This window comes from Vibrio neptunius (assembly GCF_000967495.1).
GTDB lineage: Bacteria > Pseudomonadota > Gammaproteobacteria > Enterobacterales > Vibrionaceae > Vibrio > Vibrio neptunius.
In genome coordinates this window covers 43,094-59,160 of sequence record NZ_JXXU01000010.1, presented here as the reverse complement: position 1 = coordinate 59,160, position 16,067 = coordinate 43,094, and the positions used below count along the sequence as shown (strand labels likewise).

General features: G+C 45.3%; 16 protein-coding genes. 9 read left to right on the top strand and 7 right to left on the bottom strand.

The features are described from left to right. Positions 1 to 55: 55 nt before the first annotated feature. The 7 genes from hisB to alr all read left to right on the top strand — a co-directional run bounded on the left by hisB (position 56) and on the right by alr (position 7,125). Positions 56 to 1,129 carry a bifunctional histidinol-phosphatase/imidazoleglycerol-phosphate dehydratase HisB gene (hisB, locus tag TW84_RS04120; RefSeq protein ID WP_045974409.1) on the top strand — a complete coding sequence of 358 codons (1,074 nt, stop codon included), beginning with the start codon at positions 56 to 58 and terminating at the stop codon, positions 1,127 to 1,129. Positions 1,130 to 1,155: 26 nt separating this feature from the next. Continuing rightward, entirely contained in the window at positions 1,156 to 1,770 is a 615-nt protein-coding gene (hisH, locus tag TW84_RS04115) for an imidazole glycerol phosphate synthase subunit HisH (RefSeq protein ID WP_045974408.1), read from the top strand. Between the two features lie 12 nt (positions 1,771 to 1,782). Next, a complete protein-coding gene (gene hisA / locus TW84_RS04110) occupies positions 1,783 to 2,520 on the top strand; it encodes a 1-(5-phosphoribosyl)-5-[(5-phosphoribosylamino)methylideneamino]imidazole-4-carboxamide isomerase (RefSeq protein WP_045974407.1) in 738 nt (245 codons plus the stop codon). Next, positions 2,502 to 3,275 carry an imidazole glycerol phosphate synthase subunit HisF gene (gene hisF, locus TW84_RS04105; RefSeq protein ID WP_009705760.1) on the top strand — a complete coding sequence of 258 codons (774 nt, stop codon included), beginning with the start codon at positions 2,502 to 2,504 and terminating at the stop codon, positions 3,273 to 3,275. Before hisA ends, hisF begins: the two co-directional genes overlap by 19 nt. Continuing rightward, positions 3,272 to 3,907, top strand: coding sequence for a bifunctional phosphoribosyl-AMP cyclohydrolase/phosphoribosyl-ATP diphosphatase HisIE (gene hisIE, locus TW84_RS04100; RefSeq protein ID WP_045974406.1), 636 nt, complete (start codon positions 3,272 to 3,274; stop codon positions 3,905 to 3,907). Before hisF ends, hisIE begins: the two co-directional genes overlap by 4 nt. Before the next feature lie 284 nt (positions 3,908 to 4,191). After that, entirely contained in the window at positions 4,192 to 5,823 is a 1,632-nt protein-coding gene (locus TW84_RS04095) for a methyl-accepting chemotaxis protein (protein WP_045974405.1), read from the top strand. 72 nt (positions 5,824 to 5,895) lie between these two features. Next, a complete protein-coding gene (gene alr / locus TW84_RS04090) occupies positions 5,896 to 7,125 on the top strand; it encodes an alanine racemase (protein WP_045974404.1) in 1,230 nt (409 codons plus the stop codon). Between the two features lie 43 nt (positions 7,126 to 7,168). On the opposite strand, the gene TW84_RS04085 is transcribed toward alr, so the two are convergent. Further along, positions 7,169 to 8,383: a putative manganese transporter gene (locus TW84_RS04085; RefSeq protein ID WP_045974403.1), complete on the bottom strand. Its 1,215-nt coding sequence runs from the start codon at positions 8,381 to 8,383 to the stop codon at positions 7,169 to 7,171. A 184-nt stretch (positions 8,384 to 8,567) separates the two neighbouring features. On the opposite strand from TW84_RS04085, the gene TW84_RS04080 reads away from it, so the two are divergent. Both TW84_RS04080 and TW84_RS04075 read left to right on the top strand, forming a co-directional pair. Beyond that, positions 8,568 to 9,473, top strand: coding sequence for a manganese-dependent inorganic pyrophosphatase (locus TW84_RS04080; RefSeq protein ID WP_045974402.1), 906 nt, complete (start codon positions 8,568 to 8,570; stop codon positions 9,471 to 9,473). Positions 9,474 to 9,542: 69 nt separating this feature from the next. Further along, positions 9,543 to 9,932, top strand: a complete 390-nt coding sequence (locus TW84_RS04075; protein ID WP_045974401.1) for a DUF2750 domain-containing protein — start codon at positions 9,543 to 9,545, stop codon at positions 9,930 to 9,932. A 10-nt stretch (positions 9,933 to 9,942) separates the two neighbouring features. On the opposite strand, the gene TW84_RS04070 is transcribed toward TW84_RS04075, so the two are convergent. From TW84_RS04070 to TW84_RS04045, 6 genes are read right to left on the bottom strand one after another with little or no spacing between them, the layout of a single operon-like run. Continuing rightward, on the bottom strand, positions 9,943 to 10,728 hold the full coding sequence (locus TW84_RS04070) for a DUF2927 domain-containing protein (protein ID WP_045974400.1): 786 nt from the start codon (positions 10,726 to 10,728) through the stop codon (positions 9,943 to 9,945). A gap of 28 nt (positions 10,729 to 10,756) precedes the next feature. Next, positions 10,757 to 11,542: a peptide ABC transporter ATP-binding protein gene (locus TW84_RS04065; protein WP_045974399.1), complete on the bottom strand. Its 786-nt coding sequence runs from the start codon at positions 11,540 to 11,542 to the stop codon at positions 10,757 to 10,759. Beyond that, positions 11,539 to 12,537: a peptide ABC transporter ATP-binding protein gene (locus tag TW84_RS04060; RefSeq protein WP_045974398.1), complete on the bottom strand. Its 999-nt coding sequence runs from the start codon at positions 12,535 to 12,537 to the stop codon at positions 11,539 to 11,541. The genes TW84_RS04065 and TW84_RS04060 overlap by 4 nt, the downstream gene beginning before the upstream one ends. Continuing rightward, positions 12,537 to 13,424 (bottom strand): ABC transporter permease subunit, encoded by an 888-nt coding sequence (locus tag TW84_RS04055; RefSeq protein WP_045974397.1) that lies wholly within the window; start codon positions 13,422 to 13,424, stop codon positions 12,537 to 12,539. Before TW84_RS04055 ends, TW84_RS04060 begins: the two co-directional genes overlap by 1 nt. After that, entirely contained in the window at positions 13,411 to 14,373 is a 963-nt protein-coding gene (locus tag TW84_RS04050; protein ID WP_045974396.1) for an ABC transporter permease, read from the bottom strand. The genes TW84_RS04055 and TW84_RS04050 overlap by 14 nt, the downstream gene beginning before the upstream one ends. Further along, entirely contained in the window at positions 14,373 to 15,992 is a 1,620-nt protein-coding gene (locus TW84_RS04045) for an ABC transporter substrate-binding protein (RefSeq protein ID WP_045974395.1), read from the bottom strand. The genes TW84_RS04050 and TW84_RS04045 overlap by 1 nt, the downstream gene beginning before the upstream one ends. Positions 15,993 to 16,067 lie beyond the last annotated feature (75 nt).

Below are 16,067 nucleotides of genomic sequence, written 5' to 3'. Positions count from 1 at the left end.
TAATTGCCTTCGCTGACAAGTGGGGGCGCCAAAGATTAGCAATAAGGAAGTTCGAGTGAGCAAACAACAAAAAATCCTTTTTATTGACCGTGATGGCACCTTAATTGTTGAGCCGCCGGTTGATTTTCAAGTAGACCGCCTAGATAAGCTAAAGCTAGAGCCATTTGTTATCCCAAGCCTGCTGTCGTTGCAGGACGCAGGATACCGCCTAGTGATGGTCACTAACCAAGATGGTTTGGGTACCGAGAGCTACCCACAAGCAGACTTTGATGCACCGCACGATATGATGATGGAAATCTTCGAATCTCAAGGTGTGACGTTCGATGACGTACTGATTTGCCCTCACTTTGAAGAAGATAACTGCTCATGCCGCAAGCCTAAATTAGGCATGGTGAAAGAGTACCTTCAAGGTGGCAAAGTGGACTTCCAAAACTCTGTTGTGATTGGCGATCGTCAAACTGATCTTCAACTTGCAGAAAACATGGCGATTCGCGGCATTCAGTACAACCCAGAAACCATGGGTTGGAAACAGATCCTGAAAGATCTGACGGTGAAAGCTCGCGTCGCTGAAGTGGTCCGAAAGACGAAAGAAACTGACATTAAAGTCGTGGTAAATCTTGATGACCAAGGCGGTAATGATATTTCTACGGGCCTAGGCTTCTTTGACCATATGCTTGATCAAATCGCAACACACGGTGGATTTAAGATGGTGTGTAAGGTGGAGGGCGACCTACACATTGATGATCATCACTCTGTGGAAGACACCGCACTTGCGTTGGGCCAAGCGCTGAAAGAAGCGCTAGGTGATAAGCGTGGTATTGGCCGATTTGGCTTTAGCCTGCCAATGGATGAGTGTTTGGCACAATGTGCTCTAGACCTGTCGGGGCGTCCTTACCTTAAGTTCGACGCGAAGTTCAGCCGTGAGCAAGTGGGTGACCTTTCAACCGAGATGGTGATTCACTTCTTCCGTTCTCTAACTGACACTCTAGCGTGCACACTGCACCTTTCTTCTGCTGGCGACAATGATCACCACATCATTGAGAGCCTATTTAAAGCGTTTGGTCGTACGCTACGCCAAGCAATCAAAGTAGAAGGCACTGAGCTACCAAGTAGTAAAGGCGTACTTTAAGGCTATCGTTAGCAAGGAGAAAAACAGTGACAGAACAGAAAGTCGTCATTATTGATACTGGTTGTGCCAACGTTTCTTCGGTGAAGTTTGCCATTGAACGTTTAGGTTATGACGTAACGATTTCTAAAGACCCTCAAGTCGTGCTTGCAGCAGATAAGCTATTTCTACCAGGTGTAGGGACAGCAAGTGAAGCGATGAAGAACCTTGAAGAGCGTGATCTAATTAGCTTGGTAAAACAGGTAGAAAAGCCGCTGCTAGGGATCTGTTTAGGTATGCAGCTGTTGGGCAAAGTATCTCAAGAAAAAGGGCAGAAAGCGGATGAGCTAGTTGAGTGCCTTGGACTTTGTGATGGTGAAGTAAAGCTACTTGAAACTGGCGATTTACCACTGCCTCACATGGGGTGGAACACGGTATCAGCTAAAACAGGCAATCCACTGTTCAAAGGGATTGAAGAAGGCGAGTACTTCTATTTCGTACATAGCTTTGCTATGCCTGTTGGTGAGTACACGATTGCAGAATGTGAATACGAAAATCCATTCACGGCTGCTGTGCAAAGCGGTAACTACTACGGTGTGCAATTCCACCCTGAGCGTTCTTCAAAAGCGGGCGCGAAGCTTATTCAAAACTTCTTAGAATTATAAAAGGGATTTAGTGTGATTATTCCAGCTCTTGATTTAATTGAAGGACAGGTGGTTCGCCTTTATCAAGGTGATTACGGTCAAGTAACCGAGTACAAAGTCGACCCAGCAGAGCAATTCAACTTGTATCACCAAGCGGGTGCTAACTGGTTGCACTTGGTGGACTTAACAGGTGCGAAGGACACGACAGCGCGCCAACTTGATTTGATTGCCAAACTACTTGCGAGCACTCCAGCGAATATCCAAATCGGTGGTGGTGTACGTACAGAGCGAGACGTTGTCGATTTACTAGAAGCGGGTGCCCAGCGTGTTGTTGTTGGCTCGACAGCGGTAAAGCAACCTGAACTGGTAAAAGGTTGGATGGAAAAATACGGCGCGGAAAAAATTGTTCTCGCGCTAGATATCAACATCGATCAAGACGGCACGCGTAAGGTCGCGATTTCTGGTTGGCAAGAAGACTCAGGCGTGACTATCGAAGCTCTGATTAATGATTACCTCACTGTTGGCTTACAGCACGTGCTTTGTACCGATATTTCTCGTGACGGTACGCTAGAAGGCTCTAACGTAGAGCTTTATGTAGACCTATGTAAACAATACCCACAAGTGCAGTTCCAATCATCAGGTGGCATTGGTTCATTAGCGGATATCGAAGCGCTGAAAGGTTCAGGTGTCGCTGGAGTAATTGTTGGTCGCGCACTACTTGATGGCAAGTTCACAGCAGAGGAGGCATTTGCATGTTGGCTAAGCGAATAATTCCATGTCTTGATGTACGTGATGGACAAGTGGTGAAGGGCGTTCAGTTCCGCAACCACGAAATCATTGGCGACATCGTTCCTTTGGCTCAGCGTTATGCAGAAGAAGGTGCAGACGAGCTAGTGTTTTACGACATTACCGCTTCAAGCGATGGCCGTGTGGTTGATAAAAGCTGGGTGGCTCGCGTTGCAGAAGTGATCGATATTCCTTTCTGTGTCGCTGGTGGCATTAAGTCAGCCGAAGATGCAGCGCGTATTCTTGAGTTCGGTGCAGACAAGGTGTCTATCAACTCACCAGCATTGGCAAACCCACAGTTGATTACAGACCTTGCGGATAAATTTGGCGTTCAATGTATCGTGGTTGGCATCGACTCATACTACGACCAAGAGACTGGCAAGTATCAGGTGTACCAGTTTACTGGCGATGAAGAACGCACCAAAGCGACCCAATGGGAAACGCGCGATTGGGTACAAGAAGTTCAGAAGCGTGGCGCAGGTGAAATCGTATTGAACATGATGAACCAAGACGGCGTACGTAACGGCTACGACATCGAACAACTGAACATGGTGCGTGAAGTGTGTAACGTGCCGCTGATTGCATCTGGCGGGGCAGGGGCGATGGAGCACTTTGCAGAAGCTTACCAAAAAGCAAACGTCGATGGGGCGCTTGCCGCATCGGTGTTTCACAAACAAGTCATCAATATTGGTGAACTAAAGCAGTATTTGAAACAACAAGGTATTGAGGTGCGACTATGAGTGTAAACACCGCCGAAGTAAGTTCTTTAGCTGAGCGCATCAACTGGGACAAGGTGGATGGCCTAGTACCTGCCATTGTGCAAGATTTCCAGTCGAGCCAAGTGCTGATGATGGGTTACATGAATCAAGACGCACTAGCGAAAACGGGTGAAACAGGTCAAGTGACGTTTTTCTCTCGTACTAAGCAGCGTTTGTGGACTAAAGGTGAAACCTCAGGCAACGTATTGCAATTGGTGAACATGCAGCTAGATTGCGATAACGACACGCTACTAGTGAAAGTGAATCCCATTGGTCCTACGTGTCACTTGGGCAACACCACTTGCTGGGATGTCGACCCACAAGAGGAGTCGCAAATGGTGTGGCTTCATCAACTTGAGCAGCTATTGGCTGCCCGCAAGAGTGCCGACCCTGATTCTTCTTATACTGCCAACCTTTATTCCCGTGGCACCAAGCGTATTTCGCAGAAAGTGGGCGAAGAAGGCGTTGAAGTCGCACTTGCGGCGACGTCGGGTGATAAGGCGGAGCTAGTATGTGAATCAGCCGACTTGGTTTATCACTTAATGGTCTTGTTGCAAGACCAAGGGTTATCAATAAATGACGTGATCAATAAGCTCAAGGAGCGTCATCGCTAACTATTTTTCTACTGCAGCAGACATTTTACCTATTACAAATCAAAGAAGCCGTGACAAGTCGTCACGGCTTTTTTGTGCTCCCTGCCGTAAAGACATGCCACGATATGTTGCTCATTTGTATTTCTGCTGCCTATTGACAACTCATCCGATGTATTGATTTTTATATTAATTGATTCTCGCTTGTGATACATTTTGCCGGATTTTGCAATGGAAAATGTGATTTTTGTACGGTTAATGGATGTTATTTTGGTTGCCAAAACAGCATTATTTTAGGTGTATCACCCATGTTTATTAAGAATTTATCAATCCCGAAAAAGATATCGTTCACTTTTTCTATCATTGCTTTGATTAACATCGTCTTTGGTATCTACTTATCGGTCGAGCTCAAAAACATCAAGTCAGAGTTGCTTAACTACACTGATGATACTCTTCCAGCGATGGAGCGAGTAGATGCCATTCGTGATGATATATCTCGTTGGCGCAGGTCTCAGTTTGTTGCCTATACCTTTGAGAATAGTGGCAAAGTGGCTGAGAAAATTGCCAGTAATATTCAAGAAAGGGAACAGATTGCGCGCAAGCTTGATGCTTACAGTAAAACGCTTTGGCCTGGTGAAGAAGAACAGACTTTTAACAAGCTAATGCGTGAGTGGCGTGATTACCTGAAGATCATGGATCGCTACAACCAAGCTATGTTAGCGAATGATAAAGCGGCCGCTCATCCAATCTTGGCCAATTCTCTGCCAGAGTTTATAAGTTTAGATAATGAACTTTCCAAGCTTGTTAAGATCTTAAAGCAAGCGATGGATAGCAATAAAACTCACATACTTAAGTCAGTTAATGACCTCAATGTGTCCAGTATTATCAGTAACCTGACGATCCTTTGTATTATGATCGCAGTGACTATTGTATTGACTCGTTTGATTTGTGGTCCATTGAACTTAGTCGTGAAACAAGCGAACGCAATCGCGAAAGGTGATCTTTCTCATTCTATTGACCGCAAAGCCATTGGTCATGATGAGCTGGGAACACTTGCCGATGCAACCAGTAAAATGCAGGACGATCTGCGTGATGTTATTCACAGTGTGATTGCAGCGGTAACGCAACTTGGCAGCGCGGCAGAAGAAATGACACAAGTCTCGGAGACATCTGCATCGGGTATGACTTCTCAGCAGTTACAAGTGACTCAAGTTGCGACTGCAATGACAGAAATGAAAGCGGCAGTTGCGGATGTCGCACGCAATACTGACGATTCTGCTGAGCGCGCTAATTCCGCTAATCTTCGTTCTAGACAGGGTGTTGAAAACATCAAAACCATGGTGGCTGAGATTGAAAACGTTTCAGACATTATGCAAGAAGCTGGCAAGAAAGTGACTGAGCTTGAAGAGCAATCGAATCAAATCACTATGATCGTTGATGTAATTCGTGATATTGCGGAACAAACCAATCTTCTTGCACTTAACGCGGCCATTGAGGCGGCGAGAGCGGGTGAACATGGACGAGGTTTTGCAGTTGTGGCCTCAGAGGTGAGAACACTTGCAGGAAGAACTCAAGAGTCAACCAGTGAAATCGCCGAGATCATTCAGCAATTACAATCACTAACCAAAGAAGCCAAGTCGACCACCAATGATTCGATTTTGTCGATATCTAAATGCGTCGAACAAGGCACTCATTCTGAAGTGATCATGACTGAAATAGAGTCCACCATCTCAGATATTTCTGATATGAGCACTCAAATTGCGACAGCCTGTAATCAACAAGATTCCGTTGCTGAAGAGCTAAATCGAAATATTGAAAGTATTCACATGTCATCAGAAGAGGTTGCCCAAGGTGCTGAGCAAACTTCTCAAGCATGTCGTGAGCTTACACAGCTTTCACATTCCCTTCAAAAAGTCATGACTCGTTTCAATCTGAATTAATGCCAATTCACTAAAGCCCTGAATTATCAGGGCTCATTCAATCATTGTCTCAATTTGTGCATTTGAGGACCTATGCTAATAAAAAAATCTTTGTTGTCTATGGCTGTGGCGACGGCTGTGTTGACCCCGTCAGTCAATACGCTAGCAGCGCCCAGTTCGTTAACTCACCCTGTCTCAAATGAAAGCCAGTTGGCCAAAACCAATGCATGGTTGGAGGTAAACGTCGCGCAGTTCAATAAAAATATTGATCAATTCAAATCACACCTAAGTGAGAAAACTCGGTTTTGTGCTGTAATGAAAGCCGATGCATACGGTAACGGCATTGAAGGCCTTATGCCAGCTATATTGGCACAAAACATTCCCTGTGTTGCCATTGCCAGTAACATTGAAGCAGAAACCGTACGAAATAGCGGATTTACGGGTCAACTGATGCGAGTTCGTGCAGCCAGCCTGTCTGAAGTAGAGAGCGGTTTGCATTTAGATATTGAAGAAATGATTGGTAGTGAAGAGCAAGCAAAAGCGCTCTCTGAGTTGGCGTTGAAGCAAGGCCGTGATATCAAAGTTCATCTTGCCCTCAATGATGGTGGTATGGGCCGTAATGGCTTAGACATGAGCAATAAAAGTGGTGAAACAGCGGCTGTACGCATTACTAAACAAAAGGGGGTATCAATCGTAGGTATCATGACTCACTTCCCGAGTTATGATGCAGATGATATTCGCGCAAAGCTGGTTACTTTTGAGCAACACGTATCTTGGCTGATAAAAAACAGTGATGTGAAGCGTAAAGATGTTCTGCTCCATGTGGCTAATTCATATACGGCACTGAATGTACCTGAAGCTCAGCTAGATATGGTTCGCCCTGGGGGCGTGTTGTATGGCGATCTGCCAACAAACCCTGAATATCCGTCAATTGTATCATTTAAGACACGTGTGGCTTCGCTGCATGCGTTGCCGAAAGGCAGTACAGTTGGTTACGAGAGCACATTTGTGACAAAAAAAGACAGTGTGTTGGCGAATATTCCGGTAGGTTACTCAGATGGCTATCCACGAAAAATGGGCAACAAGTCGGAGGTACTGATCAATGGTCAGCGGGCTAAAGTCATCGGAGTAACCTCGATGAATACCATGATGGTTGATGTGTCCGATATTAAAGGGGTTCTCCCCGGAGATGAAGTCACACTGTTTGGCTCACAAGACAAGCAGTCTATCTCAATTAGTGAGATGGAAAATCATGCGGAGCTTATATTCCCTGAGCTTTATACGATTTGGGGGAATAGCAACCCAAGATTTTATATTAACTAAAATGTTAATCGGAAAGGCAAAGTCAGCTTTGCCTTTCTACTGATTAAACTTCAAAAAGATAATAGTAGCTGTATCCTACAAGTAGTGCTGGTACGGCAGTATAAATGCTGGCGACGAGAGCGGCTTTCGGTGCCAGAGCAATGGCAGGGAATAGGGCATCACCATCATTTGAAATCGCGTTGGCTAATTGAGCAGACAGTGGTACTGCTCCAGATATATATAAACTGGTCACCAGAATTTGCGGTCCACATCCAGGCAGCATCCCAACCGCTAAGCCCACCATTGGCATCCATACTCCCCAACCAGAAAACGTGATGGCTAAATCGATGTGGCCAAAGAAAGCGATCAATTCGAACGCCATAAAGGCTAAAATAACCCACGCTGTAACGAAGTTGGTATCCTGAGCTGCTTTTTGTAAAGGATGTGAAGAAACGGTTTTCTTATCTTCTGATACGGTTGACTGGTAGTCCTTAATTTCTTTTGTCAGCGACCAAAGCAGCATACTCAAAATGATCAGCCCAGCCCCAAGCCACTCAATGCTCATAGCAGGTAAAGAAAGCAGTTGATTGATATCGACTTGAAATGAACCCAATACCGCTACCACAGTCGCAGGAATGATGAGCCACTTCCAGAAGGCCCCTTGCAGGTTGATAGCTTTCTTCTCGAAATGGGACTGTTCATTGTCACTGCAACGACAGTTGAACTTTTCCGCGATCGCCGATTTTACTGTCGGACGCAAGAAATCATCTTTATGGACAGCGTTAACAACCCAACCAGAAACGCTGCCTACGACAATACCCATTCCGACGACACCTAGTCCGATGTCCGGTTTACTGGCAAGCAGAAGGAAAGCGGCGTCGCCCATAGTCGAAGCCAATACAGCCACTATCGCGCCAAACCCAACTCGCCCGCTGACAAACTGAGTGGTGACGATAATGGCGCCGCCACATCCGGGCAGAGCACCTAGCAAAGCAGCAAAAAAAACCTGATAGCTACGTGAGCTCTGGTATAGGTTAATCAGCTTACTCTCCTTGTTCATCCACAGGGAAACGTAGTGATAGATGACCAGAGTAAAAGCTACGTATGCAGACACTGCCCAGAACGCATCAGACAGAGTGGAAACAGTCACTTCACGTGTGGTTTCGTTCAATACCAGTGCCAGTAGAGTTACAGGCAGAAGAAGGCGCTTATAGGCAGGCCGAAACTGGGAAAAAGACAGCCAATCTGGCAATGAGTGAGAAAGTCTTATCGAGTCCATTGAACTTTAAATGCAAATACGAATAATTCTCAATATATTGTAATCATGATTATTTGCAACTAAAAGTTGTGATTTGCACTTTTCTTTTTGCTAACTCATGACAAATTTCAAAATTCAGGTAAAGTATCGGCCTTTGTGAGTAATTGCCCAATACGGGCTTATTTAAGTCGTAGTAGGAAATAAGATGATTCTAGTTGTAGGTCACAAGAACCCTGATAGTGATAGTATCTGTAGTGCATTGGTAGCCACTGAACTGCTAAAAGCCCGTGGCGTTGAAGCAATGCCGATTCGCCAAGGCGAAATCAACCGTGAAACACAGCACATTCTTGAAGTTGCAGGTGCTGAAGTTCCTGAACTTCGTACCTCTGTTGCCGGTGAGAAAATTTGGTTGGTTGACTACTCAGATCTAGCACAAGCACCGGATGACGTGGCTGAAGCAGAAATCTTAGGTATTGTTGACCATCACCGCCTAGGTGATGTTATGACTGTCAACCCAATGGAAGCGTGGATTTGGCCTGTTGGTTGTACGAATACAGTACTTTTCAACATGTTTAAAATCGAAGGTCATGAGATCTCACCACAAATCGCTAAGCTAATGATGTCGGCTATCCTGTCTGACACTGTCGGCTTTGCTTCTCCAACTTGTACACAGAAAGATAAAGATGCTGTTGAAGAGCTAGCGAGAATTGCCGATGTATGTGATGTTGACGCTTTCATTAAAGATCTTCTTATCGCAAAAACAAACATCGAAGGTCTTTCTGCGGCTGAGCTTGTAGAAAAAGATCTGAAAGGTTACCCATTTAACGGTCGTGATGTAGTTGTCGGTCAGGTTGAACTTGCGACTTTAGAGCAAGTCGACGGCATGATTGACGCGTTGGAGTCTGATCTAGAACGCCGCTGTGCTGAAGAAAGCCTAGCCTTTGCTGCAGTCATGCTCACTGACATCACTACAGCTCAAACTCGTCTACTATACAAAGGTGAGTGGGCTGAGAAACTGACTCAGCATGAAAAAGATGGCATGCTGATGATGGAAAACACGCTAAGCCGTAAGAAGCAAGGTTGGCCTTGGCTTCAGACTGAACTGGCTTAAATCGTCAGTGCAATAACAAAATTCGACGCCCACGGACTTCCGTGGGCGTTTTATTTGAGGAGTAAGAAAATGTCAGAACCACTTTCACCGCAGCAGATTGAATCAGTGCTTAAAATGCGTGAAGATGAGCGCCTGAAGTACACAGTCAAAGAAATCGCGAAGCATAGAAAAGTATGGATTCTTACTGATGAACACGGCTGTGTCATGCTCAACACTGAAGATGAAGATTGTGTGCCTGTTTGGCCTCACGAAGAGTTTGCCAATCAATGGGCAACAGGCGATTGGGAACACTGTAAAGCAGAGTCGATTTCAACTGCAAAATGGTTTAGCCGCTGGACTTACGGTCTTGAAGACGATGAACTATCCATCGTAGTATTTCCAAACCAAAATGAAGAAGGTTTGGTGCTCTACCCGGATGAGTTCGAGTTTGAACTAAAAAAGCAGGAAAATAAGCGTTAATTTACCCAGATTAATATCCAGCAAGCTGGAACAACTCACCAGACTTCGAGATGGCAACGGCTTCGCTGAGTAACCCTTGACGTTGATACTGGTCTAAAATCTTCTTAGCGAGCTTTTTCACTTGAGCTCGCTCCATTCCTGGTTCTAACGTTGGGTCGTACAGCATTTTCAATAGAATGATGTCCAAAGGAGAAAGAAGATCCTCGGGCGTTTCATCATTGAAAATTGAGGGGTAGGCTGAGTCGGCATCATTGGGCAAGCCCATCACCTGGGTGATTTCTTCTACGATACAAGCCAATAGCTTTCCATGTTCTCTTGCTTGGTCGACGGGGATAATGACGGCTGCAGAATCAATCTCACTCGTGGTTTGGTTTATTCGATATCCTGCCTTGCAAAGTGCGCCATGAATGTTTTTCAGCGCACTTGGACCGATTTCTCTTTCGATGTCTTTTCGCCAATCTGACTCACGGGTATAGATCCAGACAATATTGGCCTGTTCTCTACTGGCGACTCGTTCTATTGGGTGGCGAGTTATCGATGAGAGGTCTCTCAGTTGAGCATTGGTGAGTTCATCATGAAGATCTTGGTCAGCTACCTTGTGTTCAACCCAAACTTTGATCGGTTGCTTCCACTTGACCAGAGGTTTATTGCCTGCTGAATATTCGTTCTTTAGGGCGACGTCCAAAAATGCCTGGTTGATAAAGCTGGGATCTAACCACGTTTTGGTCGTAGTGTACGCAAGTGCAGGGCTGAGTAGCAGTAAACCAAATATGAATCCAATCGCTATCCGTAGCATGTGGGACTCCTGTCAATCTTAAAACCGATTACTTAAAGCAGGTCGCTTTGTTGAAGTGGCTTTCCACCATACGTTGAGTGATGATGTGGTCTGGGCAGCTCAAAATCTGCTGAGTTTCTCCAGCCTCGACCACCTCACCATTATGCATAACCATCACTTTATCCGTGATGTGTTTAACGACCCCGAGATGCTGCGATACGTAGATAAACGATACGCCCATCTCTTCCTGTAGTTCTAAGAATAGATTAATAATCTGGGAACGCATGGCCATATCAAGACCATTGAGTGCTTCATCTGCAACAATAATCGAAGGTTGAAGAATCAAAGCTCGTGCCAGACATATACGCTGTTTTTGGCCTGCGGCTAGCATTTGAGGGTAAAAATACGCATGTTCTGGAAGTAGTCCAACCCGAAGCAAGACATCTTTGACCCGTTTCATACGTGCATCAGGCGTCATATTGGTGTTACGTTTTAAAGGACCTTCAAGAATTCGCCCAATTTGAATGCGTGGATTGAGAGAGGTATTAGGGTCCTGAAATATCATCCGGATCAATTTGCAGCGAGTTGAATAATCTTTGTGCTCTAAACGCTCCCCATTGACACGAATTTCACCGGCTGTGGGTTCTACTACACCTGCTAACATCCGTGCTAGCGTCGATTTTCCAGAGCCATTCTGACCAATGAAACCAAGAGTTTGGCCTGCTTCAAGTGTAAAGCTGACGGGCTTAACTGCTTGATGGACTTTTTTTCGAAACAAACCGGATCGAGTTACGAACTCTTTGCCCAGACCATTGACTTCTAGCAGCGCACTCATACTTTTTTCTTCTCCATATTGAGCGGGAAGTGACAGGCGAACTTGTGATTTTTAACCTGTTTTGTCATTGGCATTTCAACACATTGCCTTTGTGCATACGGGCAACGTGGCCCGAGGCGGCAACCGATAGGCAAATGCTGCAATGGTGGAATACTTCCGGGTAGAGACTGAAGTTTTTCTTTATGGGGGATCCACTCACCAAAGTCAGGCATCGCCTTGAGTAAAGCCACTGTATAAGGGTGCTTAGATTTCTCAAGAATCTTTTTCGTATCTGCTGATTCGACCGACTGTCCACAATACATAACGGTAATTCTAGTTGCCCACTGAGTTATGGTGGTAAGATCATGACCGATTAACATTATCGAAGTGTTATTGATCTGATTCATACGACTAAGCAGCCTTAGGATCTGAGATTGTGTGATTGGGTCGAGGTCATTGGTCGGTTCATCAGCGATCAGGAGCTTAGGTTTGGCCGCAATAGCCATGGCAATCATTATCTTTTGACATTCACCATCTGTTAACTCATATGGGTAACTCGACATGATTTGTTCGTGATTTTTGATTCCAACCTTATGTAGCAGGGCGACCGCTTGTTTTTTTCGCCACTGAAAACGTTTCCACCATTTGCCGCTAAAAGAATGAGCTGGAATCGACTCAATCAGCTGTTTTCCGACCTCATCCGAAGGGTCGAGACAAGTGGAAGGTTCTTGAAAAATCATTGCTATATCGCGCGCTATAACCCTACGTCGCTCTTTCGGTGTTAACTGGAGTAAGTCAACATTGCCAAGACGCATCCGATCGGCGGTCACTTTCCAGTTTTCTTTACAGACACCAACAATGGCTTTGGCAACTAAGCTTTTACCTGACCCGGACTCGCCTACTAAACCACGAATTTCACCCTCATTCATGGTCAGGCTCATTCGATCTACCGCCTTCATCAGCCCTTGAGGTGTCTCAATTTCAATCGTCAGGTGGCGAATATCTAGTAATGGCATTATTCAATCCCCGCATTGAGAGCTTGACGAACCCCTTCACCCACCAAGTTTATGACGATCACAATAAACATAATGGCAAGACCGGGAAGTGTCACCGTCCAAGGTGCTAAATAGATTAGTTCTACCGAATCACCGAGAATGGCTCCCCATTCGGTGCTTGGAGCTTGCGCGCCTAAACCGAGGAAACCCAGCGCAGTAATGTCCAAAATAGCAATGGAAAGAGCGAGAGTTACCTCGGACGCAACCACCACTAAAATATTCGGTAAGATGGAATTCCAGAGTAGATAAAAGTCATTTGCGCCATCGAGACGTGCCGCCATGATGTAGTCTTTTTCAACTTCAGTGTGGACCGCTATGTAAATCGAGCGGACGAACCTTGGGATCAATGCAAGGCATATTGCAAGTAGGATGTTAAACTCACCAAAGCCTAGAAATGCGACAAAAATAATGGCCAGTAGTAAAGAGGGGATAGACATAACCGTGTCGAGTAGATGGTTAAGCGTACTCGATACTAGCCCTTTTGTCATTCCCGCTAAAATACCCATTAGACAACCTACAAGTGTTGCAATGAGTGTGATGATGACCGCAGCACCGAAGGTTAATTGTGAACCTTCAATGAGACGGGAGAGAATATCTCTACCTAAGTCATCGGTACCGAGGAAATACTCGACTGTGCCTGCTGGATCCCAAGAAGGCGGGACTAATAACTCACCGGCTTGTGCATGAGGGTCATGCGGTGTCAACCAAGGAGAAGTAATAGTGACCAGTGTGATTAAGACAAGGCACCACAATCCGAACATGGCCAGTCCATTGGCACGATAACTGCGCCAAAAACGCTCAAACTGAGTCGGGATCTGTTCTTCCTGATATACGTTATCGGTTAACATACCACTCTTTCCTTACTAACGGATTGACCATTGCACCGATCAAATCTGAAAGAATATTAGCGGTCAAAACCAAAGTCGCGACCACAATAACGCCTGCCTGGATCGAAACGTAATCTTGATTGGACAACGCATCTAGAAGCCAGCGCCCAATACCAGGCCAATTAAAGATCGATTCAGTGATAATGGCCAGCGTCAGCATACTTGAAAGTTGAACACCTATCTTGGGAATAATAGGTGGTATCGCGTTCCTCAATACGTGTTGAGTAACAATCTCATGTGTTGAAAGACCTTTAATGCGAGCGGCTCGAATGTAGTTTTGCCCCATGACCTCAGCGACCGAAGCTCGCATTAAGCCAATGACTTGAGTTGTGGGGGCTAGTGCTAACACCAGACAGGGTAATATCAAGTGTTCGAGAACACTTTGTAGGGCATGGGCGCGATATTCACCACGCGTAAAGAAGGCATCTACGATGGCAAAGCCAGTGACGTGATCGATTTCATAGAGCAGATCATAACGTCCGGCGACTGGCAACATCTCAAAATGAAGTGAAAATGCCATGATCATTAGCAGTGCCACCCAGAATATAGGCGCAGAATAACCGGACATAGAAGTAAAGGAAATCGCTGTATCAATCCATTTTCCTTGTTTCATCCCCGCCAGCGTTCCTATTGGAATACCAATGAGGAGAGAAAGCGTAAATGCAATTAAGCACAACTCAAGTGTTGCAGGAAAGACCAAAGCGAGTTCATCGGCGATTGGAACGCCATTTTTTGTCACCCCAAAGTTAAGATGCATGAGCTCGCCAATGTAAGTTAACCAACCAGGCCAAAAACTTTGAAGAGACCAATGAGAGTTGGGATCAAGGCGAAGAAGACTAAAGCCCACCATGGTCAGTATCAGTAAAGTAATAATAAAAAGGTTGATGCGTCGAAAGGTATAAAGAAACATTATTTAGCCCTCTCTACTGCATCAAAAGGCTGTGCGTTAAATGGGCTTACTTTGAAGCCCTTCAATGAAGCATCATGCGCTTGGAACTGCATGCCATGACTCAGTGGTATCACAGGAAACTCTTCGTTGAGAATGTTTTGCGCTTGTTTGTATAAGTTGAGACGGTAACGAGGCTTATCGACTTCTAACGCGAGATCGAGCAGGAAATCAAAGTCGGAGTTACACCAACTTGAGACATTCAAACCGACCCGTTTTGAATCACACGAAAGCAAGGGTCGAAGGAAGTTATCTGGGTCACCTGTGTTGGCAATCCATCCGGTAAGATATAGGTCAATATTGGTATTGTTTGCTATATCAGTGCGATCATAGCGGTCGTCTGTTAGCAGGTTGAGTGTAATGCCAATATCTGCCAAATTAGCTTGAATAAGCTCTGCTGTTTTACGAGGACTCGGGTTATATGCCCTTGGCTCAAGAGGTACTGACATTGTTAGCTCAAGTCCTTTGTCGAATCCCGCATCTTTAATCAGAGCTATGGCGTAATTTCGATCATAACGAATTTGAACACTGTCTTTGAGGTAAGCCCATGAGCTTGGTGGTAAAACAGAGTATGCCTGACTACCGGTTCCGTAATAGACAGACTCCAGAATATTTTGGCGGTTAATCGCGTAGTTGAGTGCTTTTCTTACCCTAGGATCATTGAGCGCGGGATGGGTTGTGTTTACCGCTATAAACGAGATGTTCATTGCTGGTTTAGCCGTCAGCTCGATATCGCTCTGCTTTTCAATAATAGGGATCTGGCTGGACAGAGGTGAGTTCAATACATCACACTCATTGCGAAGCAGTTTAGCTAAAGTACCTGTCCCGCGGTGGGAAATATCGAATACCACCTGAGCCATCTTGGGTCTGCCTTTCCAGTAACCGTTGTGGCGTTTAAGTCTGACTAGGTCGTTGACCTGATAATCATCTAGATAGAATGGTCCGGTTCCAACAGGGTGACTGTCTAGCATGGCTTTATCGTCTCTTAACTCAAGCTGACTTGCATACTCCGCTGAATGGACGACAGCGTGGCTTGTGGCAATGTTAGACAAAAAGGTATTATCCGGACGGCTTAGGGTAAAACGAACCTGATGTTTTGAAACAGCTTGAACATCAATCAATAGGTCTTGAAAGTCAATACCACTGAACCAAGGGTATAGACCGCTACCTACGTAATGATAGGGATGAGCGCTGTCGATGATGCGACGGAAACTGAACACCACATCGTCTGCATTCATGGTTCTACGGGGGGTAAACCATGCGGTCGTTTGAAAACTGACGTCCTCACGCAGGTTAAACGTATACTCCGTCCCCGCTTTGTTAACTGACCAACTCGTGGCAAGATTGGCGATGGGTTTGAAATTACTCGAATCTAGCGTTAGTAAGGTGTCGAAAATTTGAGGACTTAGTGTTTCAGACGTAATACCACTGTCCACCAACTGTGGATTGAAGCTAGTTGGCCCACCTTGACCACAGTAGACGAAACCACTTTGACGAATTTTATTGTGATCAAGCTCTTCACCACAGCCAGAAAGTAGCGTGATACCGAAGATACTCAATGTCAGTTGAATGATTGCTTTCATAGAAAGAACAATTGCCGGAGACAAAGCATAATATAACTTTCCATTATGCCTCAAGAACTCAGTAATTTACCATTA